17 protein-coding genes are annotated in these 21,992 nt (G+C 60.9%); 9 read left to right on the top strand and 8 right to left on the bottom strand.

Features of this window, described 5'->3' with window-relative positions; genetic code table 11:
• Positions 1-108 precede the first annotated feature (108 nt).
• Positions 109-489, bottom strand: coding sequence for a hypothetical protein (locus HS101_17750; GenBank protein MBE7508111.1), 381 nt, complete (start codon positions 487-489; stop codon positions 109-111).
• 198 nt (positions 490-687) lie between these two features.
• On the opposite strand from HS101_17750, the gene HS101_17745 reads away from it, so the two are divergent.
• Positions 688-1,875 (top strand): pyridoxal phosphate-dependent aminotransferase, encoded by a 1,188-nt coding sequence (locus HS101_17745; GenBank protein MBE7508110.1) that lies wholly within the window; start codon positions 688-690, stop codon positions 1,873-1,875.
• A 19-nt stretch (positions 1,876-1,894) separates the two neighbouring features.
• On the opposite strand, the gene HS101_17740 is transcribed toward HS101_17745, so the two are convergent.
• On the bottom strand, positions 1,895-3,580 hold the full coding sequence (locus HS101_17740) for a glycosyltransferase family 39 protein (GenBank protein MBE7508109.1): 1,686 nt from the start codon (positions 3,578-3,580) through the stop codon (positions 1,895-1,897).
• A gap of 98 nt (positions 3,581-3,678) precedes the next feature.
• Here HS101_17740 and HS101_17735 point away from each other — a divergent pair, with 98 nt between their 5' ends.
• Positions 3,679-4,668 (top strand): glycosyltransferase family 2 protein, encoded by a 990-nt coding sequence (locus HS101_17735; GenBank protein ID MBE7508108.1) that lies wholly within the window; start codon positions 3,679-3,681, stop codon positions 4,666-4,668.
• A gap of 75 nt (positions 4,669-4,743) precedes the next feature.
• Here the strand turns inward: HS101_17735 and HS101_17730 are convergent, their stop codons facing one another.
• On the bottom strand, positions 4,744-6,186 hold the full coding sequence (locus tag HS101_17730; protein MBE7508107.1) for a UDPGP type 1 family protein: 1,443 nt from the start codon (positions 6,184-6,186) through the stop codon (positions 4,744-4,746).
• Between the two features lie 74 nt (positions 6,187-6,260).
• On the opposite strand from HS101_17730, the gene HS101_17725 reads away from it, so the two are divergent.
• Positions 6,261-7,283: a DUF362 domain-containing protein gene (locus HS101_17725; protein ID MBE7508106.1), complete on the top strand. Its 1,023-nt coding sequence runs from the start codon at positions 6,261-6,263 to the stop codon at positions 7,281-7,283.
• A gap of 798 nt (positions 7,284-8,081) precedes the next feature.
• The gene (locus tag HS101_17720; GenBank protein MBE7508105.1) at positions 8,082-8,921 is read left to right on the top strand and encodes a prepilin-type N-terminal cleavage/methylation domain-containing protein; all 840 of its coding nucleotides are present in this window, start codon (positions 8,082-8,084) and stop codon (positions 8,919-8,921) included.
• Between the two features lie 82 nt (positions 8,922-9,003).
• Here the strand turns inward: HS101_17720 and HS101_17715 are convergent, their stop codons facing one another.
• Both HS101_17715 and HS101_17710 read right to left on the bottom strand, forming a co-directional pair.
• Positions 9,004-11,199 (bottom strand): acetate--CoA ligase family protein, encoded by a 2,196-nt coding sequence (locus tag HS101_17715; protein MBE7508104.1) that lies wholly within the window; start codon positions 11,197-11,199, stop codon positions 9,004-9,006.
• A gap of 1,574 nt (positions 11,200-12,773) precedes the next feature.
• Complete coding sequence (locus HS101_17710; protein MBE7508103.1) at positions 12,774-13,559, bottom strand: SAM-dependent chlorinase/fluorinase; 786 nt, start codon at positions 13,557-13,559, stop codon at positions 12,774-12,776.
• A 311-nt stretch (positions 13,560-13,870) separates the two neighbouring features.
• Here HS101_17710 and HS101_17705 point away from each other — a divergent pair, with 311 nt between their 5' ends.
• Genes HS101_17705 through recO form a run of 5 tightly spaced genes read left to right on the top strand, consistent with a single transcriptional unit; the run spans position 13,871 to position 19,567 of the window.
• Positions 13,871-16,153: an HDIG domain-containing protein gene (locus tag HS101_17705; GenBank protein ID MBE7508102.1), complete on the top strand. Its 2,283-nt coding sequence runs from the start codon at positions 13,871-13,873 to the stop codon at positions 16,151-16,153.
• Positions 16,150-16,698 (top strand): rRNA maturation RNase YbeY, encoded by a 549-nt coding sequence (gene ybeY / locus HS101_17700; GenBank protein MBE7508101.1) that lies wholly within the window; start codon positions 16,150-16,152, stop codon positions 16,696-16,698. The genes HS101_17705 and ybeY overlap by 4 nt, the downstream gene beginning before the upstream one ends.
• A complete protein-coding gene (locus tag HS101_17695) occupies positions 16,695-17,456 on the top strand; it encodes a carbon-nitrogen hydrolase family protein (protein ID MBE7508100.1) in 762 nt (253 codons plus the stop codon). Before ybeY ends, HS101_17695 begins: the two co-directional genes overlap by 4 nt.
• Positions 17,457-17,464: 8 nt before the next feature.
• Positions 17,465-18,718, top strand: coding sequence for an HlyC/CorC family transporter (locus HS101_17690; protein MBE7508099.1), 1,254 nt, complete (start codon positions 17,465-17,467; stop codon positions 18,716-18,718).
• A 9-nt stretch (positions 18,719-18,727) separates the two neighbouring features.
• Entirely contained in the window at positions 18,728-19,567 is an 840-nt protein-coding gene (gene recO, locus HS101_17685) for a DNA repair protein RecO (protein MBE7508098.1), read from the top strand.
• Between the two features lie 313 nt (positions 19,568-19,880).
• Here recO and rplL read toward each other — a convergent pair whose 3' ends face one another.
• From rplL to HS101_17670, 3 genes are all read right to left on the bottom strand, one after another.
• Positions 19,881-20,297, bottom strand: a complete 417-nt coding sequence (rplL, locus tag HS101_17680) for a 50S ribosomal protein L7/L12 (protein MBE7508097.1) — start codon at positions 20,295-20,297, stop codon at positions 19,881-19,883.
• A 202-nt stretch (positions 20,298-20,499) separates the two neighbouring features.
• Positions 20,500-21,036, bottom strand: coding sequence for a 50S ribosomal protein L10 (locus HS101_17675; protein ID MBE7508096.1), 537 nt, complete (start codon positions 21,034-21,036; stop codon positions 20,500-20,502).
• 19 nt (positions 21,037-21,055) lie between these two features.
• Positions 21,056-21,745 (bottom strand): 50S ribosomal protein L1, encoded by a 690-nt coding sequence (locus tag HS101_17670; GenBank protein ID MBE7508095.1) that lies wholly within the window; start codon positions 21,743-21,745, stop codon positions 21,056-21,058.
• Positions 21,746-21,992 lie beyond the last annotated feature (247 nt).

The following is a 21,992-nucleotide window of genomic DNA, read 5'->3' as shown; positions in this document are numbered from 1 at the left end:
TCGGACGTGGTCCTGCCGCAGGTATATTCTATCCGCTAAATCCGAATGGCACCACGAAGTCCTCCTCGGTAGAGACGTCAGAGGCACTCGGCGATCCCCTTGCGTGGACTATTTCGTCGGGAGGTACTGACTGAGTAGCTCCCGCGTTTGGGGGGCCGTCACCTGTGCCTTTCCGAAGCCGGGAACCGCTCCCAGGGCGACGGCAGATGCCTGTGCCTCGGCGAAATTGCTGATCATCATGATTGGTGTGGCTGCCAGTTGCGGATCGGATTTGGATTGTTTCAGGAGGGCGTCGCCGGGACTATCGTCGGCGAAAATGAGACGATTGAGCAAGACGATCGCGTACTTGTTGGCTCGCATCCTTTCAACAGCCTCGTGAACGAACATGACCCGATCAATCACGACGTCAAAGTGCTGACGGAGCATCGCGGAGATCATCCCGTGGTCCGGGTCGCAGTTGCCAACGTCCAGTACGCGTGCGGATGCCATATGAAACACCGACCCTTGTTGTATTGCCTCCGGATTGCCCGGGGGCGCGGTGAAGATTACAGTAAACTCGCGCGAACATCGTCGTTCGCGATCGTGCCGACCAGACAAGTGCGAGATCATAGTATGATGCGTCCGTGCCGGCTTGGGTGAAGTTGACCGGAGCTCAGGACAAGGGTCCAGGAACGGTGAGAGCGAGTCATGATGCAGATTTCGGATCGGGCAAAACAGCTCAATGAATCGGCGACGCTGGCCGTCTCGGCGCGTGCCGCGGAACTCAAACGCGGGGGCACCGATGTCGTTGGTTTCGGGGCCGGCGAGCCTGACTTCGACACGCCTCAGCATATTATCGAGGCGACCAAGCGGGCCCTGGACGCAGGACATACGCGCTACGCAAAGCCATCCAGCGGCATCCCGGAGGCCAAGGCAGCGGTCTGCGAAAAGTTCCGCCGCGACAACCGATTGGACTACAAGCCAGACCAGGTCATCGTCACCGTCGGCGCGAAAGAGGCGCTCTTTCTAGCATTCAGCGCCATCCTGAACCCCGGGGACGAAGTCGTTTTGCCTTGCCCATACTGGGTCAGCTTCCCGGAACAGGTGAGGCTATGTGGTGGAAAGGTCGTCACAATTCTCGGAGACGAATCCAACGGGCTTCGCGTGCGTCCGGAGCAAATCGCCCGGGCAGTCACGCCGAAGACGAAGGTCGTCGTTTTTAATAGCCCCTCCAATCCCGGTGGGTTCGCATATTCACCCGATGAGACGCGCGCCATCGCCGCCGCGCTGACCGGCAAGGACGTAATCGTCTTTGCCGATGAAATGTACGATTGTCTGCGATTCGGCGAACGCCGTGAGAACCTGAGCTTTGCCACCATCAGCCCGGAGTGGGCGGAGAAGACGATCACCTTCAATGCCGCGAGCAAGTCGCACGCGATGACCGGATGGCGCGTGGGCTATGCGGCCGGTCCGAAGCCGCTGATCTCCGCGATGGCCAAGATTCAATCGCATACAACAAGCGGGACGGCAACATTTATTCATCATGCATTGGTCGAAGCGCTTACGGGTTCACAGGCACACGTGGAACAGATGCGCTGCGAGTTCGAGCGGCGAGGGATGCACATGCACGCCCGCCTCATGGCGATGCGCGGCGTGACCTGCGTGAGACCCGACGGCGCGTTTTACTGTTTCCCGAATGTTTCGGGCACTTTCGCAGCGCTCGATGTTCAAAACAGCGGAGACTTCTGCAAGAAGATTCTCGAGGAGGTCCATGTCGCCATGGTGCCGGGCGACGCCTTCGGAATGGACACGCACGTGCGGCTGTCCTTCGCGACCGACATGAAGACGATCGACAAGGGGCTTGATCGACTCGAAAAGGTGCTCGGCAGGAAGTAACGGGCCGCTGGACCTGTGGTTAATTGCCGCGCTCACCGCGCCGCGACTTGCCCGTTAAATCAAAGATGATTGCATTGGGCCACCGGCGAACAACCTCACCCATTTCGCCCAACCGTTCAGCAAGTCGGCGATTCTTCTCGTCGAATCCAACCCACAGGTAGTACTCGCACTGGGGTGCGATGCCCCTCAGCCCCTGATCGCTGGCGACGTAGTAATACATGCGGTCCATATACCAGCAAAACTGCGGATGCAGGAACTGGACGGCGCCCTCGTAGTACGAGCGTGTCGCCCAGAGCTTGCGGTTGCCATAGATGATCGCATCAGCCGGCGCATGATCGGCGATGTACTGACAGGCTTCATACGCCGCGGCCGGAAGACGTCTGCGATGGTGGAATATGGACTTCTCTGCGGCGCCTTCAACCGCGATACCCACCAGCACGAGGCACGAGAAGATGGCCGCCAATCCCCGAGACCACCGCGATATCTTTAAGTCGATGCGAGCCACAGCCTCCCCGGCGAGCATGGCAAAGAATGGCGCAAAGTGTATCCACCAATACTCGTGCAAGAGCGAAGCACTGCGAAAGATGATAACGAACAGCAATCCCGTCGAGCCGAGGAGCCAGAATCGCGACATCACTTTGGATATACCTATGCCCGTTGGCAACTCCGTAACGGTCATCCGCCTACCTGCGCGTCTGCGTCCACCTGCCGGTCTTCGGCGATTCTGAGTCGGCTCACGGAGCTTTCCCAGAACTTCGAGCATCATTCCGGCGACCACGACGACCAGTCCGGTAGAAGTGAAGTTGCGAATCAGCCAGATGCCTTGTTGCACCAGCCAGACTTCTGTTGTTAGCAGCTTCTCACTCTTCTTGATGCCGGAGCGGTATGCGAAAAGTTCATAAAGGTGGCCGATCTGCCAATTGAGCGTCCACAGGATATGCAGTGCCGTAAGAGTGGCGGCAAATAGCGCCGGCAATGTCACAAGCAGCCAGCCTGAATGCCGGCCGCTGCGTTCCCGTCGCCATACGCAGACGGTAAAATGAATCGCCACAACGCCCGCCTGAATAAACGCGACCCAGCCCGTCAGAATCGACAGCATTGTGCCGAGCGCGAAGACGAACGCATTGAGCCGCGAGCCGCCCGGGAAGCGCCCAACATATGTCCATCCCAGGTATCCGCGCATCGCAAGCAGGCAGAACGGCAGCACCAGCGTTTCGTGGCATGCTGTTCGCCCGAAATAGGTGAAGATCGGCAACGCGAGCATGACCACGCCGCTGAATAGGCCCACGCGCCGACCAAAAAGTCCGATGGCAATCGAAGTCGTCAATACAATGGCGATAACGGTGGATAACGCCGGCACGAGGCGAACCGCAACATCATTAACGCCGAAGACTGCCATGCTCGCGGCCAAAGAGAGAGACAGCAACGGCGGATGGTCCGGATAGAAGTGCCTGGCTTCCGGCAGCCTGCGTTGGAAGAGGCTGTAGACACAGCGTCCCTTCGTCTCTGCAAGTCCGTATCGAACGTGGTTGCGGCCGAACTGGGCCTGATGCGCCGATCCCCAGTCGTGCCGATCGATCAGGGGTCTCCACAATCCGCAGGCATGAAGGGCCACCGCCGCGAGTGTCACCACGATCAGCAGTCTCCCACTGCCGCGCCCGTCGTTTGATCCCGGGGCATTTGACACTTGGTCGATAGGTTTCATGTCGGTGCTTTATGTTACCATGACGACAGAAGACGAGTTCGTTCCTCACCTCGAACCGATGCAATCGCCGGAGTCGGCTGTGCCGCTTGAATGACCCAATGAAGCTCATCATTCAAATCTGCTGTCTGAACGAGGTCCAGACCTTGCCGGCTATGCTTGCGGACCTTCCCCGAACCATGCCCGGATTTGACGCGGTTGAATGGCTCGTCCTCGACGATGGCTCCGTGGACGGAACCGCCGAAGTGGCGCGGCAGTTGGGCGTCGATCATGTCGTCCGCATGACTCACAATTCCGGTCTCGCCCGGGCCTTCGATACGGCGATTTCAGAATGTTTGCGACGCGGGGCCGACGTCATTGTGAACACGGACGCGGATAACCAGTACGTCGGTCAATGCGTGACCGACCTGGTTCAGCCGATCCTAGCGGGCACGGCCGACATGGTCGTTGGAACGAGGCCCATCGCCGACATGGAAGACTTCTCCTGGACTAAGAAGCGACTGCAATGGCTGGGGAGTTGGTTCATGCGCCGCCTGACAGGCACCGAGCTTAAGGACGCAACGAGCGGCTTCCGATCGTTTACGCGCGAGGTCGCCTTGCGCATGAACGTGACGAGCGATTTTACATATTCGCTTGAAACACTTGTTGCCGCAAGCCACCAGAAGTTTCGTCTGGTGGACGTCCCCATCCGCACAAATCGCGCGACCCGGCCAAGCAGGTTATTCGGTTCGTCCGGTGAATACATCCTGAGGCAACTGGTCATTCTGCTCCGCGTCTACACGATGTATCGTCCGCTTCGCGTCTTCTTCGGGGCAGGCGGGATGGCCATGGTCTTCGGATTGGCCCTGGCAGTTCGATACTTTTTCTACATGCTCGCCGGGGAAGGTAAGGGCCACATCCAGTCCGTGGTGGTGGCAGGCCTACTCGTAACCGTGGGGTTCTTGCTTTGCATGATGGGTCTGTTGGCGGACATCATCAGATCAAATCGGCTCTTTTTGGAACGATTGCTCTACCGCGTGCGCACCGTCGAGGAACAGGACACGAGCCAGAGCGTAAGTTCGAGCACACCCGCCAAGCAACAATCCGAGTAAATACCATAGGGACTGGTAATTGCGTCGCCCAACGCCCTGATAGTCTTCGAGCTTGTTTCTCGTGAAGCAGAAATGTCAATCCACGCTTAACGAATCGGGACCAAGATACACCCTTGATCCCGGCTTAATAGCTCTGGGCAACTGCCGCCGCTCCGCGAGTTGTTGAGCATTCAGCGCGAGCAGCGGGCTGATCTCAAAAACTCCATCCGGATTTCCATCAGCAGATACCGGAACCTGGACCCCCGCTGATTTCAGCCATCGCGCTGCCCTCAGACTGATGTCCCGCTTTGCTGTATTCACCGAGTCGATCCCGGTCGCGTTCTTCACCGGGCTGAATTCCTCCTCGCGCGAGGTCTCCATCAACACCGGGTTGCGCGAAAGGGGAAGCGCGTCGAACACGAAAGATTCCAGCTTGATCGCGTTAGGCTCCGTCGGCTCGACTCGAACGCAGGATTCCAGATCGACGAAAGGAACTTTCTTGACCGCGCGATGCCATGGAAGTGCAAAGGCCGCGGGGTCCTCGGTGAGCCGCTCGATGAAGGACCGCGAAAGGGCGTGGATGGCGATGTTGGCGGCGTCAAACCGGCGGGTGCCGTCGGAGTTTCTCATGCGGGCCAGCGCATCCGGAAAGTCTGAATACTCAATCACCGTTAGCGCTCCGTCGATGGCGGCGAAGTTTCCGACTTTCTCCAGGTCGTCCGCCTTAGGCAGGGTCTTGCTGGACATCTCGGAATGCGAGGAGTCGTGCAAGCCGAGAAACGCCGGGTCCAGGCAGTGAACAAGTGGATTGTCCACTTGGAAGTAACTCAGGTGATCAACGCCTCGTGCGGCCATGTCAGCGAGCATTCCAGAAGTGGCGAGGGCAAGGAGTGAACCGCCGTGTCCGTCGGGCGACAGTGCAATGCGGTGCGGCTGATCGAGCAGTATCTTGCCTGAACGATCGAACGCCGGCATGACACCTTGCTGAAAGAACGAAACACCCTCGCGACCGAGTCCGTAGAAGTCGTTGGATTCAAAGCAGGAACAGGTGGCGTGATGGTTGGCGGGGCTGGTCATCACATACCAGTGAATTTTTCCGCCATAAGTCTGAATCGTTGCGAGAATCGACTCGGCAAAGAGTTGAAAGAGCGTTTTGCCTTGCACGGGAGAAATTGGAAATGCCCCCTTGGGGCCGTCAAAGCCAAGCCGCGTGCCCTGCCCGCCTGCCACAATGAAGGCGGCGACCTTTCCCGCTGCGAGGAGCGCCTCGCCTCGCCGCACGATATCCGCCGAAATCGATGCCCTTCGTTTGACGCTTGCGGGTTGAAGGTCAGCCTGAGCGGGCATTGATTTCGTCTCTGACGCCGCCAGGCGAGCCAGATTCGGCAACTGAGCCACGCTAATCAGCCGGAGGTCGGCGATCAGCTCCTCCCGTGCCGCAGGCGCCAATCGATCCCAGAACCGAAACACGTGGCCCTGTCCGACGGCCTCGAGGTCTTTTCTGAGCTGGGAAACTGATTCAGAAACGGGATGCGTCATACCGCGACCGCCATTCTTTTCGGGTTCGTGAGGATCACAGTCGATAAACTAGCAGGGCACAGAGGACTGTCAACGTGACGTGTGACGACGGCGATCGCGAATCAGGGACCGATCCCAGGCAGCCGACGCGGCGGGAGTTCATCGGCCGCGCGATTTGTGCCGGCGCTGCGGCCGGCCTCTGCAACCTGCGGGGCATTGCTGCGATGGCGGCGCAGGACGCCGTGAAAGCGCCGAGCCCGCTCCCGATTGCTCACGTTATCCGGGCATATTCCGCTCACATGATGCCCGTCAGCGTGATCCACCGCACCATCCTCAAGGATGCACTGGAAGAAAGCATCAAATCGATTGCCGGCGAGGATCGTATGGCCGATGCATGGCATCGAATCCTGAAACCGGATGACGTTATTCTTATCAAATTCAACCAATCGGGAGCTGAGAACATCGGAACAACTCAGGCGATGGCCGCGGAGTTGGTGGAATCGCTTCAGAAGGCGGGGTGGAGTCCGTCGCAGTTGATGTTGCTTGAGGCCGTTGGTGCGAACCCTTCGATGCTCCGAACAACGAAACAGCCCGACCGGCGATGGCAGCACGAGCGAGTCAATTTCGGTGTTTCCGGGCGAGATTCGTTTGTCGCGGCGCTGGATCAGGCGACGGCGATCATCAATGTCCCGTTCATCAAGACCCACCATATGACGACCCTCACGGGCTGCCTCAAAAATCTCTCGCACGGCCTTATCCAGCACCCGGCCAGATTCCATGAGGGCCGCTGCGATCCGGCGATCGCCGAAATCGTCGCGAGTGACGCCATTCGGAGCAAGGTGCGCCTTAACATCATGAATGGAATTCGGTGTGTCGTCGAAGGTGGGCCAAAGGCCGACCCCGACACCCTCGTGTCTTGCAACACGCTCTTCGTCGGAGTGGACCCCGTGGCGTGCGATGCCTCGGCATTTGGCTTCCTGAACGAAGTTCGCTCGCTTCGGGGAAAGCCACCCCTGTTGAAAGGGGCGTCCTTGCCGATTCATCTCCAAAGTGCGACAAAGCGCCGGATCGGCCAGTCTGACCTGGAGAGAATCAGGGTAACCCGCGTGGACGTGTGATTTTCCGGTAAACTGTGTATTTGCCTATGCTTGCAATTACAGGGCTGACCCGGCCTTGAGATTCTGGAGCGCAAAGCATAAAAGTCCTGCCGAACCGTGGGTTTCTGCTTGTCTTGCACTGAGGCCGACTGGATTGACTCCAGGTCAACGCCCGAAAAAAACAGGGCCATTTCGGCCGCCATTGATTGACAGTAACGCCGAATATGGTACGATATAGATAGGCATGGTCGTGGGGATTGCTTCACGATCAGGTATTTGTGCGTGCTAGGGAGTTACTGTGGTCTGTAATTGAGGCAAGAGCGGCGACCGTTATCATACATTGAGAATTATTCATTCCGGCCCGCGCGGGGGCCGAATCATCCGCGAGTCATTCCAAAGCTCCTGCCTAGCCAGACGCCACAGATTTCCTGATAGCCTTACATCGCGTTTCTTCCCGCCTGAGGTTGTTGCACACACCTTGGGAAGCGGGGGTTCACGTGATTGTCGGCTGTCGCCTTCCCGAAACGCCTCCTGCAGACTCGAAGAATTGTAATGGCATTACAGTCGAGCCCCTCGGCGCTTCGCCGCGGGAATTCTCGGCTTGATCGTTGAAGGTCCGGAACGGATTTGGCAGTCGGTTCCGAGCCTCACCTAGCCGGTCGCCCTCGTCCACGGAGAGCGCGAAGTTAGGGTGGTCGCGACCCATGGGGTCGGGCCAGCCGGATTGGTTTCATACATAGGATGTTTCATTCGCCTCGGCCCAGGGACAAGGGAACGGGTCAGGTGACGAAGTGACTGCCAAGCTAAGGAGTAAGCGAAGTGAAAAGACGTAAGGCATTTACCCTGATCGAACTACTGGTGGTAATCGCGATCATCGCTTTGTTGATCTCGATTCTTCTGCCCAGTCTCTCCCGTGCGCGAGAGCTTTCCAAGCGCACCGTCTGCTCGGCCAACCTGCGCGGTATCGGCCAGGCGATGTACATCTACGCGCAGGACGAGCCGGGCGTCTTCCCGAGCGTTGCTGAAGTCTATACCGGGACCGGCAATAACATGGCCTTGTACCGACCTGTGGACCGAACGACGGCTCCGCCGACGACGGGCATTCCGTCCGTGACGACGGACCTGTGGGTGCTGGTCCGGCAGAACAACACGACGCCGAAGCAGTTCATCTGCCCGAGCACGACGGACGTGCCGGATCCGGCTCAGGATTCGCTGGCCTATTACGACTTCCTCGGAATCAACAATCTGAGCTACGCGTATCAGTACCAGCACGATCCGAATCGCCAGATCATCGGCACCAGCTCGGAGCCGATCTTCCCGGTCATGGCCGACGCCAACCCCTACATCAAGGGCAACGTCGGTACATCACTTATCGTGCAGGACCGGATTTCGCAGTTCCGTGGCAACAGCAACAACCACACCAACCGCGAAGGCCAGAACATCCTGTTCCAGGATTCTCACGTTTCCTTCGAGAAGGGCCCGGACGTCGGTCTTTCGGGTAATGTGGATAGCCAAACCCGAGTTGTTTCCAGAGGCCGCGACAATTGCTATACGGTCTTCGCGGAGTCGGGCCAGCAGAACGTTGATGCCGGCAACGAGGCGCCGACCAGCACCAAGTGCAATCTGGGTGGTCGTTCCGATGCCTGTCTGGTTCCGTAAGTAACCCGACAGTTATTGGCTGAGTTGTTTATCTTCGAAGCGGCAGGTCGTTCATCGCGACCTGCCGCTTCTCTCTTGCGCGTCAGGCGGGGGACGAAAGAGAACACTCTTTCGCAGGGTGGGAAAGGTCGTTTGAGTCGGCTGTTAACTGCACGCGTATGCGAGCGTCGACGACGACAATGCCGTTGCCGGGTTCGAGCACCATGAGTGGATTCAGATCCAGGTCGAGGATTTCCGGTGCGATTTCGATCAGGGCGGAGACCTTCATGATCGTCGAGATCAGCGCTGCCTCGTCGGCCAGGGGCGCTCCGCGATAACCTCGCAAGAGCGGCAGGGACTTGAGGCTTGAGATCATGTCTTTTGCGTCGGTATCCGTAACCGGTGTGAGCCGAAATGCGACGTCCTTGAGCACTTCGACGTGGACGCCGCCCATGCCGCAGACGATGAGCGGACCAAAGACGGGATCGGTGGCGATCCCCACGATCATCTCAACGCCCACATCGATTTGTCGCTGCACGAGGACGCTTTGCAGGTTCAGGCCGGCCTTGGTCATGCGGCGCTTCAACTGCTCGATGGCGTCACGCACTTCATCCGCATTCTCCAAGTTCAGGACCACGCCTCCGACGTCGCTTTTATGGACGAGGCCCGGGGCGACTGCTTTGAGGACCACGGGATAACCCAGTCGATCGGCCGCCTGTGCCGCCCCTTCGAGGGACGAAAGCTCAGTCTGGGCGAACGAAATGCCGATCGCGTCGAGCAATTCGGCGGTCTGGTCGGACGACAGCCAGCCCGGCTCGTCGGCGGTGGCCTGCGCCGACTCAATGATGGCGCGAATGCGGGCGACGGTCGGCTCGGAAAACTTAGTGACTTTTCCGTCCGGACGGCTGCGCCATTGGCTGAGGCGATAGGACGCAGCGAGCGAGATGGCGGCGTTTTCCGGATAGCGGTAGGAGGGGATTCGACCTCGGGGACCGGGGCTCAGGATGGCCGGCGTTCCGCGCGACGACAGGAAGACGTTCAGGACGGGCCGGTCAGCGGGGATTTCGCCGGCCGCGCGGGCGATCGCGGCGGCGACTTCCTCCGGGCGCGTGGTCAACATGGGAGGAATAAAGACGACGATCACTGCGTCGACGCCGGGATCATTTCCGACAATCTGAACGGCGCGACGAAAGTCCTCCGGTTGATCCGAGGCGACCAGATCGACCGGGTTCTGAAATCCGGCATGAGCCGGCAGAAACTCGCGCAGGGACTTTATTGTTTCGGGGGCGAGCTCGGGGAGCTTGAGTCCCTCGGCCTCGCAGGCGTCGGCGAGGAGGATCGCCGGGCCCCCGGCGTTTGAGACGACTCCCACACGCGGGCCGGCGAGAAGCGGCTGCGTGGCCAGCAGGGCGGCCACGTCGAACATGGATTCCAACGTGTCGGTGCGAAGGACTCCGGATTGCTCGAAGAGGGCATCCACCGCGACGTCCATGCTGGCAAGGGCGCCAGAGTGGCTGGACGCGGCTCTTCGACCGGCCGCCGATCTGCCGGCCTTCACAGCGATGATGGGCTTCTTGCGCGCGACGCGGGGGGCGATTCTGCCGAATTTCCGGGGGTTTCCGAAGCTCTCAAGGTAGAGAAGGATTACGTCGGTGTTCGGATCGTCGGCCCAGTATTCGATCAGGTCGTTTCCGGAGACGTCGGCCTTGTTGCCCACGGAAATGAACGAGGATATCCCGAGATTCAACTCGCGAACGTGGTCGAGGATGGTCAAACCGAGCGCGCCGCTTTGGGACAGGATGCCGATGTTTCCCGAGGGCGGCCATATGGGCGTGAACGTCACGTTCAATCGGATGTCGGCATCGGTGTTGAGCAGTCCCATGCAGTTGGGGCCCACGGTGCGAATGCCTGCGGCGCGCGTTTTTGCAATGATTCGCTTTTCGGATCGTCGTCCCTCTTCCGATGACTCGGCAAAGCCGGAGGTGATGATGACGATTCCACGAGCGCCCGTGGCGATGCAATCGTCGACGACCGACTCAACGAACCTTGCGGGCACGACGATGACGACGAGATCGACGGGATGGCCGATGGCGGCGAGTGAGGGATGAGCCGCGATGCCCATGATGTTGCCGGCGCTGGAGTTGACGGCGTAGATGCTCCCCGAAAAACCGTCTCGAATCAGGTTGGCAAGAATGGCGCCGCCGATTGAGTTTGGCTTTTGCGAGGCGCCGACGACGGCGACGGACGAGGGGCGAAACAGGGGATCAAGGCCTCGCGGTCCGACTGATCGTTTACTCATTGCAGTGTTGTTCCTTACGGGACCGGGTAAATGAGAATTCGCGTTTCCTTATCATAGTTTGTCGCCCGATGATCAAGGCTTGTTCGTTTCACTTCCGAGTTGGTTGCCGGAGCGGTTTTCTCCACTTGCGGGGTGGGTGATGGGAAACGTCGAAACGTCGAAATGGTGCGCGGCGGCGGAGTTGCGCGGGGGCATTCGAGAGGGTCCAGGTGAATGCAGAGGCGGCGGTACTGATTGCGTCGGCGATTGGTGTTGAATTTGATTGGGGGTCCGGATTTTCTGGTACCGCTTGCTGACGCGCGCGGCTCGGATCGGGGGCGGCGTGCGCGCAGATCGAAGGTGACATAAGGTGACACAGGCCTCGCGGAGATTGTGGCAAGTCTTGTGGCGGGCGTGGGTTGGGGTGGTTCGTGTTTTGGGTGGTTTTGGGTGGAAACGTCGAAAAGTCGAAACGTCGAAACGTCGAAATGTCGAAACGTCGAAAAGTCGAAAAGTCGAAATGGTGCGCGGCGGCGGGGTTGCGCGGGGGCATTCGAGAGGGTCCAGGTGAATGCAGAGGCGGCGGTACTGATTGCGTCGGCGATTGGCGTTGGATGCAATTGGGATTCGGATTTTCTGGTACCGCTTGCTGACGCGCGCGGCTCGGATCGGGGGCGGCGGCGTTCGTGGAAGTCTTGTGAAAGCGAAGGTGACATAAGGTGACACAGGCCTCGCGGGGATTGTGGTAACGCTTGTGGCAGGCGTGGGTTGGGGTGGTTCGCGAAAAAGGTGAAAATGAGCGAGACGTGCCTGGGACGTGAGGCCTGGGGCTTGCGGTTTGAGTTGTGGGTGCAGGTGACATCGGGCGCTATTTCGCGGGGCATGGTTGAAATTATCTCCATGTATCAATTCTTGCCCCCTGTGCGCGCGGGATTGACGGGTTCGCCGCAAGCCCGGCTGAAGCCGGCTGGGGGAGGGGGAAAAAGAATGGGTGGGTGTGGGCTGTGGACCACCAGTTGAAAACTGGCGGCAAACGATGGTCGGCTGAAGCCGGCCTTTTGGAAGGTGACGCAGAGGGGCGGAGGGGGCGAGTGGGAGTGCGAATGCGGTGACACATGGCGAGGTGGGGGCGGCTGGTGGGTCGTCGCCAAACGGCAAGCCGCGGTGGGGGCCAGTGTGGGATGCGAAATCGCGGGGAGGTGAGACAGAGGGGACGAGGGGTCGAGTGGGAGTGCGAATGCGGTGACACGTGGCGAGGTGGGGGCGGCTGGTGGGTCGTCGCCAAACGGCAAGCCGCAGTGGGGGTCGCGCGGTGATCAGATCGGCGCGGGACAAGCGTAAGGGGGGATGATCGCGCGGGCGCCGGGCGAGGTCGGGGGCTAAATGGGGCGGGGGCGCAGCGGATGGGGCGCGGGGGCGATTTCTCTGTGGGTAGCGCGGGCGACGTCGGGGGGAGCGGGCTGGTGGGTCGTCGCCAAACGGCAAGCCGCGGTGGGGGTCGCGCGGTGATCAGATCGGCGCGGGACATGCGCAAGGGGGATCATAGCGCGGGCGCCGGGCGAGGTCTGGGGCGGCGGGGAGTTCGGCGCGGGGGGTTAGCGAACGATGACGATTGTTCCGGGGGCGGCGCGGAGTTGGGCGGCGGCGTTGCCCTGGTTGATGGCGATTTCGAGCATGCCTGTCGAACCGATGATGGCGACGATTTCGCCGGTTTTTACGTCGCCGTAGGTGGTTCTGAGGGGGCCGACGCGTAGGGGGCCGACATAGACGCTGAGGTCCGGCCGACCTCCGACGGTGGCGGCCAAGTCGTTTTCGCTGATGTTGGTGATCAGGTTTCCAAAGTGATCGACGTAGAGCACCTGGCCCTCAATGCCTCCGTTGGAGAGGGTCGCCGGCGGATCGAGGTTGAGGATTTCGATCTGGTCGATGAGGGGGCCCACATTGAGCATGCCGACGCCGCGGGCGAGGTGGCCGGCGACGGGGGCGAGGACATCGCGGCCGTGGAAGGTCGAGCTGATTTCCTGGCGGAAGAGCCGGGTGTTGGTGATGGCGCGGAGTTCGTCGAGGGCAAAGTCTCGGTGAAGCAGGCTGACGAGGCCGTTGTCGGGAGCGAGGACGATCTGGCCATCGTAGGAGGCGGCGATCAGTCGGCGCGTGGTTCCGACTCCCGGGTCGACGACGGCGACGTGGACGGTTCCTTCGGGGTAGTAGTCGAAGGCCTCTCTGAGAATGAATGCGCCGCGTACGACATCGTGTGGAGGGATTGCGTGCGAGATATCCACGATTTGGGCGTTGGGCGCTAACTGGAGGATGACGCCCTTCATGCATGCGACGTAGTGGTCAGCCTGGCCGAAGTCGGTGGTGAGGGTGATGATGGGCATGTGGAAAAAGAGCCTCGGTCGAATCTGGGGTCAGTGTTCCTCAATCGTACGCGATGAGCGGCGGGGTAAAATCCACGGCAGGCGATTGCGGGCAGGAAAAGTGTGACATATCAGGCTCATGTGTTATTATCGGGCTCTAAATGGCGGGCAGCCGTGGAATAACGTCAGGGCCCTGATTCGCTTGGGCGATATGGTTGCCATGCGGCATGGGCCATTATAATCCCTTGGCTGGCTGAAGTTTGGAACGAAGAGCGTCGCCGGCCGCTAACGCCTCCGCCTTTGACTAACCACTTTTGACTGGAACTCGCTACGTGCCAAGTCCTCGCGTTACTAAACTCACCGAGCCCCGCCGTGGCAATGTTGACCTGTCAAGTGGATGGCGTCCGCGGCTGCGCGAGTTGCTGCGCTGGCCGATGGCCGTGGCGGCGACGTTTTGCGCGGGGGCGTTTCTCATCGTATTTTCGTCGCAGGAGCGGCTTCCGTATTTTCTCGGACAGAATCTGACCCAACCGGTCTTTTCACGGGTTGAATTCGACCGGGTCAATCTGCTGCGGACGGCCGAGGTGCGCAATGCTGCTCAGCAGGAAGTGCCCAGTTATTATCGCCTGAACAAACCGCTGCTCGAACGGATCGAGGCGGAGTTCATGGATCTGCACGCGGCGGTGAATGCCGCCGCGACGCTGGAGAAGTTCACGGCCGCCTCTGGCACGCGGTGGACGCTGGACGAGGCGGCCTTCAACACGATCAACTCGCTGACGGACGAGGCGGGCAGCGGGACTTACCGTCGCGAGGTGCAGAAGATCGTCCGGCGGGTGGCGGCTCAGAACATGGTGGAGCGTGCGGACGAGGAGCGCGATGTCCGGACGACGTCGAACCATGTGGAGCTGGATCGCGGCGACGGGCAATTCGTGGCCGTTTCCAAGGAGCGGCTCACCTACGCGGTGAATGAGGAGCACGTCGATCGGCTTGCGGAGACTGCGGTGGGGACGGCGCTATCGGCGGCGATTCGACCGACGCTGGTGGCGATTATCCGACGATCCATCGGGCCAAGCGCGGATAAGACTGACGCGGTCTATGTTTACGACCGGCCATATACCAAGGAGCAGATCGAGGCGGCGGGGAAGCTGGAGCCGGTGCGGGATAGTTATCATGTCGGCGATCGGCTGGTTCCGGCGGGTATCGTCGTTCCTGAGGCGCTGGGTCTTCTGACCGCCGAGCAGGATGCGTATCGATCTCAGCGACAACTCGATCCGAAGCTGCGGATGCAGTGGATCAAGGAGACGGCGGGGATCTTCGGGATCATTGTGATGATCACCGCAGGGCTGGCGGTGTTTACGATGCACGTAAAGCCTCGCGTGGGCCGGAACACGACTCGTGCCACGGCGCTGGCAGTGCTATTGATTTTGATGCTGCTGGCGGACCGGGTGGTGCTGGTGGGGATGAGCACGTCTCCGATCTGGAGCGTGGCGACGATCGTGATGACGGCGGCGATCTTCACGATCGCGTATTCGCCGGCGTTTGCGATCGGGGTGGCGGCGGCGCTTTCGCTGCTGACGATCATGACGCTGGAGGCGCGGTTCGGGCTGTTTCTGGTTCATCTGACGGTGACAGCGACGGTTTCGCTGATGCTGCACGACATTCGCACGCGGTTGAAGATGGTGCAGGTGGGGGGCGTTACAGCGCTTGCGGCGGCGCTGAGCACGTGCTTCGTCGGGCTGATGCGGCAACAGGTATTCAGTACGCTGGTGAAAGAGATATCATTTGCCGCCCTTGCGGCGCTGGCGGGCATCAGCGTGGTGCTTGTGCTTCTGCCGCTGATCGAGCGGGCGCTGCGCGTGACGACGAGCCTGACGCTGCTGGAGTGGGCGGATACGAGCACGCCGCTGCTTCGGCATCTGATCGAGAAGGCGCCGGGTACGTGGCAGCACAGTCACTTGATCGGCAGCATGGCGGAGACGGCGGCCGAGGAGATCGGGGCGAACGGGCTCCTGGTTCGGGTGGGGGCTTATTACCACGATATCGGGAAGACGTGTAAGCCGCAGTACTTCGTTGAGAACCAGTCGGGTAAGCACAGCGCTCACCAGCGTCTGGCGCCGACGATGAGCCTGCTGGTCATCTTGGCGCATGTAAAGGACGGACTGGCGATGGCGCGGGAGTTTCGGCTGCCGCGCGTGCTGCAGCAGTTCATTGCGGAGCACCACGGGACGACGATTGTGCGATATTTTCATGCGATGGCGGCGCAGGAGGCGCGGGCCGGCGGGCGCGACGCGCGGACGGTGAGCGAGACGGAGTTTCGGTATCCCGGTCCGAAGCCGCGATCGCGCGAGTCGGCGATCTTGATGTTGTGCGACGGCGTTGAGGGGGCTGTGCGGGCATTGCACGAGCCGACGCCGAGCCGCATCGAGGCGGTGGTTCACGAGATCTCGATGGCGCGGCTGATGGACGGGCAATTCGATGACAGCGATATCACACTGAAGGAACTCTTCAAAGTGGAGCAGATTCTGGTGAAGAGTCTCTGCGCCTTCCACCATGGTCGTATTGCCTATCCGAAGGTGACGGATAGTGCGGCGCCCGGGCAAGTCCGAACGGCATGAGTCGCCGAACAACCCAAGTCAAAAGAGTTTTGCGTCGCAAGCCGGCCGCCGATTGCGCGGTGAAGGTGGAGGTGTCGGGCGCTGGCGGCGTGTTGGCGGGTCGGATTCGGGAGGCGGCGGTTGCTACTTTTGGTGGAGAGGGTCGCAGGGGCGGGCGGCTTGAGGTGGCGATCGTGGATGATGCCGAGATGCGCAAGCTGCATCGGCGGTGGATGGGGCTGGGGAGCACTACGGACGTATTGAGCTTCGATCTGTCCGACGGGGGGGACGACGGGGTTGTGGATGCGCAGCTTGTGGTGTGCAAGCCGGTGGCGGAGCGCAGCGCGGCGAAAACCGGCGGGGACTGGCGGCTGGAACTGCTCCTGTATGTCGTTCACGGCTGTCTGCACCTTTGCGGTTATGATGATGTCACGGCGTCGAAGGCGGCGCGGATGCATCGACGTGAGGATGAGATTCTTTTGGAACTGGGCCACGGCGCAGTGTTTTCTCAGGGTGAGAAAGTGCGGAGTTCGCGAACGGCCTCCGCGAGGAAGCGCAAGCGATGAGGGTCGCCGTCGTTCAACTCGTGGTACGGATGGGGCATCGGGCGACGACGCTTCAGCGTGCATTGGCGGCATTTGACGGCGCGGCGGAGGCCGATCCGGCGCCGGACCTGATTCTTTTGCCGTCGTTTTGCGATGTGGCGGAGTGGGCGCGGGGAGATAAGGACGTCGGCGAGCGACTTGAGGGGCCGACGCTTGCGGCGATTGCCCATCGGGCTCGACAGTGGGGGGTGTTCGCCAGTTTCGGCCTCGTTGAGCGAAGCGGGAATCGACTTGCGGTGTGCTCGGCGCTGCTGGATCACGATGGCGATCTTGTGGCGGTGAGGCGGGGCGAGCATGCGGGGGCAGAGCAGCAGGTCGCGTCCAGTGCGTCGGGGGTGGACGTGCGGAATACGGCAATCGGCGCTGTTGGACTGATGAATGCGGGGGATGTTTATCAAGCGGCCGGGGCGTCTGGTGATGCGTCGGGGCAGGCGGATTTGCTGATTTGTCCCGGGTGCTTTCTTTCGGCGGGGGGCAAGGGGCCGGCACGGGGAGCGGAACTTACGGGGAAGATGGTCGCGACGGCCAGGCGATTCGGGGCTCACTTTGCCGTGGCGGACGTGAGTACGGAAGCGGACGGAGCTTTGGGCGGAGTTATTGGCATGGCGATGATCGTTGCGCCGGATGGGGCGATCGTTTGCAGGGAGGCGGGCGAGGTCATGTATGCCGATGTTCCCGTTGCTCTGAGTGGGCAGACGCCGCCAAATCGGAGGAAGTAATCGTCTTTATGTGGACCGGTCTCATCGTTGTCTGCACACTTGTGACGCTGCTCGCCGGGACGGCGGTGGTTTCGGTTCGCACGGCTTCGCGGAGTCGATTGATTGAGGCGCTGCGGCGGATCGACCGGGGGGGGCGGCTGGATTTGTTCGACACGCACGAACAGGCCTATGCGGTCACGACGCTGGTGGTGCGACAGTTCGGCATTGTTTTATTTGTCATTCTTGTCGGGCGGCAGATCGGCATGGCCGGTCCGTGGCACGTTGCGCCGCTTCAGGTGGGATTGATTTCCGCGGTCTGGCTTCTGTTCATCGGTGCCATTATTCCGAATGCGTTGGCGCGTTATGCGGGCGAGGGGTTTTTGGCGCGGACGCTGCCGGTGCTGGAGCTGGTGCGACGGGTGTCGTGGCCGGTGCTGGGGATTGCGCGCGTGGTAGAGGAGATCGTTCGACGGCTGGTGGGGGTGTCGAAGGATGTTCCCGGGGACGCGGCGGAGGTGGAGCGGGAGATTCTCGACGCGCTGTCCCACGGTGAAGTGAGCGGAGGGGTGGATGAGGCGGAGCGGGATATCATTCGATCGGCGATGACGCTTGATGATACGCTGGTCGGCGAGATCATGACGCCGCGGACGGACATGGTGGGGATCGAGCAGGGGCTGGCCTACGACGAGGTTCGACGGCAGATCATCGCCGCGGGCCACTCGCGGACGCCGGTTTTTGAAGAGACGATCGATCACGTCGTCGGCATTCTCTACACCAAGGACCTGCTGGCGGTGGATCAGCCGGAGGACTTCTCGATCAGGAAAGTCATGCGTCAGGCGACGTTTGTCCCTGAGACCAAGGACGTCGCGAGCTGTTTGAAGGACTTTCAGGCCAATCGGGTTCACATTGCCATTGTCCTGGACGAGTACGGGGGAACGGCGGGATTGGTCACGATCGAGGATATTCTCGAAGAACTGGTCGGCGAGATCGCTGACGAGCACGATGAACTGCCGCCCGAGCCGATTCGGATGATCGATGACCGTACGGCGGAGGTGGAGGCACGCGTTCGGATTGAAGAGATCAATCAGGCGATGGACATTCAACTTCCGGGGGATGAGTCGTACGACACCATCGCGGGGTTCGTGCTGGCGCGCTTGGGGCGGATTCCGAAGCCCGGCGAGTCGCTGATTGAGGCGGACGTTCGGATCGAGGTGATCGAGGCGCGGGACCGGGCGATCCGGCGTTTGCGCGTGACGATGCTCGAACCTGCTTCGCAGGAGTAAGAGGCCTCCTTGCCACTTCAGAAAGACATCGGCATCGTCCTTCGCCGCCTGGACTACAGCGAGACCTCGCAGATTCTGGTGGTGTTCACGCGAGAGCACGGTCAGCAGCGGGTGATCGCCAAGGGGGTGAAGCGCTCGACGAAGAAGAAGGCGTCTACGGGCATCGACCTGCTCGAGCAGGGGCGCATTGTTTTTTCCCAGCGGCCGGGGAAGGAAGACGCGATGGCGACGCTGACGGAGTGGCGTCAGGAGGAGTCGTACGTACACGTTCATCGCGATCTATACCGGATGTATGCGGCGCAGTATGCGGCGGAGGTGACGGCCCAGCTCACCGAGGTGAACGATCCGCACGCGATGCTGTTCGATGCGCTTGACTCGCTCTTGCGCGATCTGGCGAATATCGACCCCGTCGCGGCGCTGGTGCAGTTTTTGTGGACGATGCTGCGCGAGATCGGCCTACGGCCGGAGATGTCGCGCTGCGTGAATTGCGGTCGCGATGCGGCAGGGGACCGGATGCTGCATTTTTCGTCGCACGCGGGCGGGGTGATTTGCCGGGACTGCGAGCCGCACGTCGTGGAGAAGATCAGGATTGACGGCGAGGCTGCGCTGATTCTGGCGACGCTCAACGGCGCGGCGCCGGATGGGGGCGAAGGCGGAGACGAGGAGAGGGCGGACGTCGGAGGTACGCAGGTTCACGCGGTCGATGCGGCGGTGGAGCGGGCGGATCGGCGCGTGATTCATCGGGCGTTTGAGATACTCGATTATCACCTGACGGAGACGATGGGGAAGCAGGCGCGGTTGCGCGGACCGCTGATGGCGATGATGGGGCAGGCGGAGCGGGGGAAGTGAGACTTGCGGGGCGCGTTGGCGGGCGTTTTGGGTTCGTGTGGAATTCTCGCGATTATGGAATTCCTCGTTCGCATAAGTTCAGTCAATACGCACGGGCCGGAGGCCCATGCGACCCAGGGGGAGAGTTTCTAACGCACGGGCCGGAGGCCCATGCTACCCTGGGGGGAGGGTTTCTAACGCACGGGCCGGAGGCCCATGCGACCCGGGGAGTTATTTCTTGCTCTGCCGTGCCCCGTAAAAAAGAGGCCGCTCCGAGGATGCTGTTGCATCGGTCGGAGCGGCCGTAATCAACTGAAGCAGTAACCGGTCGGCTTTATGCCTTGCCCTTGAGCTCGACCTTGGCGCCGGCCTCTTCGAGCTCCTTCTTGAGCTTGTCGGAGTCTTCCTTGGAGAGACCCTCTTTGACGGTCTTGGGAGCGGAATCGACGATGTCCTTGGCTTCCTTGAGGCCGAGGCTCGTCGCAGCTCGGACGACCTTGATGACGTTGATCTTGTTGGCGCCGGCATCCTTGAGGATGACGTCGAACATGGTGGGGGCATCCTCGGCCTCGGCTGCCGCGCCGCCGCCTCCAGCGGCCATCATGACCGCGCCGCCACCGGCGGGCTCGATGCCGTAGGTGTCCTTGAGATAGTCGGCCAGGGACTGGGCGTCCTTGACCGTCAGGCCGACGATCTTGTCGCCGATGTCCTTAACCGCCGCGCTGAATTCCTTCGCTGGTGCTTCCGCCATGATGACTTTCTACCTTTCCAAATCTTTACGGCGCACAAAGGCGCCAGGTTTCACCGCACTCGAAAGCCGGAATCCCAGTGATCCCGTTTAACCCGACCCCGACAAGCGGGGCCTCTCATTGGGGCTGCCGAGCAGCGAGTGTCATTCGACTGATCTAACAAAATCCGGCGACCCAACGATCGCGGACTCTTGAAACATTCCGTTAAGCGACCTTGGCGATGGCCTCGCCTTTTTCCAGTTTGTCGACGATGGCCTTGACGCAGCCGGCGATCTTTCCGCCGACGTTGAGGCAGCCGGCGATGCGTCTGCCGGGCGAAACAGCGAGCATGACGACTTCTCCCTGGAGCTCGGCCTTGCTGCGGCGCTTGGAGATGGCCTCGATGGTGATGAGCTCGGGATCGCCATCGACGATTCCGCTCTTAAGCTCCAGCGCCGGATATTCTTTTACCAGGGCGACGAGTTGCTTGGCCACATCGACCGAGCTCGAGCCGCCGGTGACGAAGGCACAGGGTCCGGTCAAGACGGCGCCGATGGGCTCCAGTGCGGTGCCGGCAAGAACGCGCTTGGCGAAGCGATTCTTGACGACGTGCAAGGCGACCTTCTGCTTTTTGAGCAGGCCGCGGAGGGTGTTGACGTCGGTTCCGCTGAGCTTGTGGACGTTGACGACCATGGCGCTATCCAAGTCGGCATAGGCCTTCTTGAGATCGCCGCAGATCATTTCCTTGATTGATCGACTCATTGAACGCCTCGCGCTTTCTTTACTGAGCCACTTCGAGCTCAATCGCCGGGGACATCGTGCCGCTGATGCAGACCTTTTTGATGTAGTGTCCCTTGCTGGTAGATGGTTTCAGTCGGCGAATGTGGCCGACGAACGATTCGATGTTTTCGGAGAGATCGGCATCGGCGAAACTGGCCTTGCCGACGACGGCGTGGATGTTTCCGCCGGCATCGTTTCGGAATTCGATCTTTCCGGCGGCGAACTCGGTGACGGCCTTGGCAATGTCCGCTGTGACGGTTCCGCTCTTGGGGGTGGGCATCTTGCCCTGCGGGCCGAGGACGCGTCCGAGCTTACCGACCTTTCCCATGGTTCGCGGATGGGCGATGGCCACATCGAAGTCGGTCCAACCGTCGTTGACCTTCTTGATGAGCTCGTCGACACCGACTTCAACGGCGCCGGCAGCCTTGGCTTCGTCGGCCTCGTTGCCGTCGACAAAGGCGATGACGCGCTTCTTCTTGCCGATGCCGCGCGGCAGGGAAACTGCGCCGCGAATCATCTGCTCGGCGTTCTTGGGATCGATGCCGAGGTGCATGACGATGTTGACGGTCTGGTCGAATTTCGTTCCCTTGGTCAGTTGCTTGAGCAACTTGAGGGCATCGGGAAGGGGATGCTTCTTGTCCTTCTCGACGAGCTTGAGATTCTGGGCGTGGCGCTTGGAGAGGCCGCGCATCGGGCGACCGCGCTTCTTGCGCTGTCCGGAGTCGCCGCCTTCTGGGGCAGCTTGTGCCTTGGCCGGGTCCTTGCTTTTGGCCTTGGCCTTCTTCTTCGGGGGAGTCGATTCGGCGGCGGCTTCGACGCCGGGAACGGCTTCTTCTTTTTCTGACATGTGCAATCCTCTGTTAACGACCTTTCGGTCTGCCACGATCAGCGGCTCGTGGTCGGGCGACGTTTGGTCGGCGGACAGGTCGCGAGGGGCA

This window comes from Planctomycetia bacterium (assembly GCA_015075745.1).
Classification (GTDB): Bacteria; Planctomycetota; Phycisphaerae; order UBA1845; family UTPLA1; genus UTPLA1.
The sequence above is the reverse complement of the archived record's forward strand: the minus strand, read 5'-3'. Positions and strand labels throughout refer to the sequence as shown.

Bases quoted from the DNA above. Each gene is read 5' to 3' on its own strand.
- HS101_17750 (MBE7508111.1), bottom strand. From the start codon at position 489: ATGGCATCCGCACGCGTACTGGACGTTGGCAACTGCGACCCGGACCAC.
- HS101_17735 (MBE7508108.1), top strand. From the start codon at position 3,679: ATGAAGCTCATCATTCAAATCTGCTGTCTGAACGAGGTCCAGACCTTG.
- HS101_17730 (MBE7508107.1), bottom strand. From the start codon at position 6,186: ATGACGCATCCCGTTTCTGAATCAGTTTCCCAGCTCAGAAAAGACCTC.
- HS101_17690 (MBE7508099.1), top strand. From the start codon at position 17,465: ATGTGGACCGGTCTCATCGTTGTCTGCACACTTGTGACGCTGCTCGCC.
- HS101_17670 (MBE7508095.1), bottom strand. From the start codon at position 21,745: ATGCGCGGCCTCTCCAAGCGCCACGCCCAGAATCTCAAGCTCGTCGAG.
- HS101_17710 (MBE7508103.1), bottom strand. From the start codon at position 13,559: ATGCCCATCATCACCCTCACCACCGACTTCGGCCAGGCTGACCACTAC.
- HS101_17745 (MBE7508110.1), top strand. From the start codon at position 688: ATGATGCAGATTTCGGATCGGGCAAAACAGCTCAATGAATCGGCGACG.
- HS101_17695 (MBE7508100.1), top strand. From the start codon at position 16,695: ATGAGGGTCGCCGTCGTTCAACTCGTGGTACGGATGGGGCATCGGGCG.
- HS101_17675 (MBE7508096.1), bottom strand. From the start codon at position 21,036: ATGAGTCGATCAATCAAGGAAATGATCTGCGGCGATCTCAAGAAGGCC.
- HS101_17715 (MBE7508104.1), bottom strand. From the start codon at position 11,199: ATGAGTAAACGATCAGTCGGACCGCGAGGCCTTGATCCCCTGTTTCGC.
- HS101_17740 (MBE7508109.1), bottom strand. From the start codon at position 3,580: ATGAAACCTATCGACCAAGTGTCAAATGCCCCGGGATCAAACGACGGG.
- ybeY (MBE7508101.1), top strand. From the start codon at position 16,150: ATGAGTCGCCGAACAACCCAAGTCAAAAGAGTTTTGCGTCGCAAGCCG.
- rplL (MBE7508097.1), bottom strand. From the start codon at position 20,297: ATGGCGGAAGCACCAGCGAAGGAATTCAGCGCGGCGGTTAAGGACATC.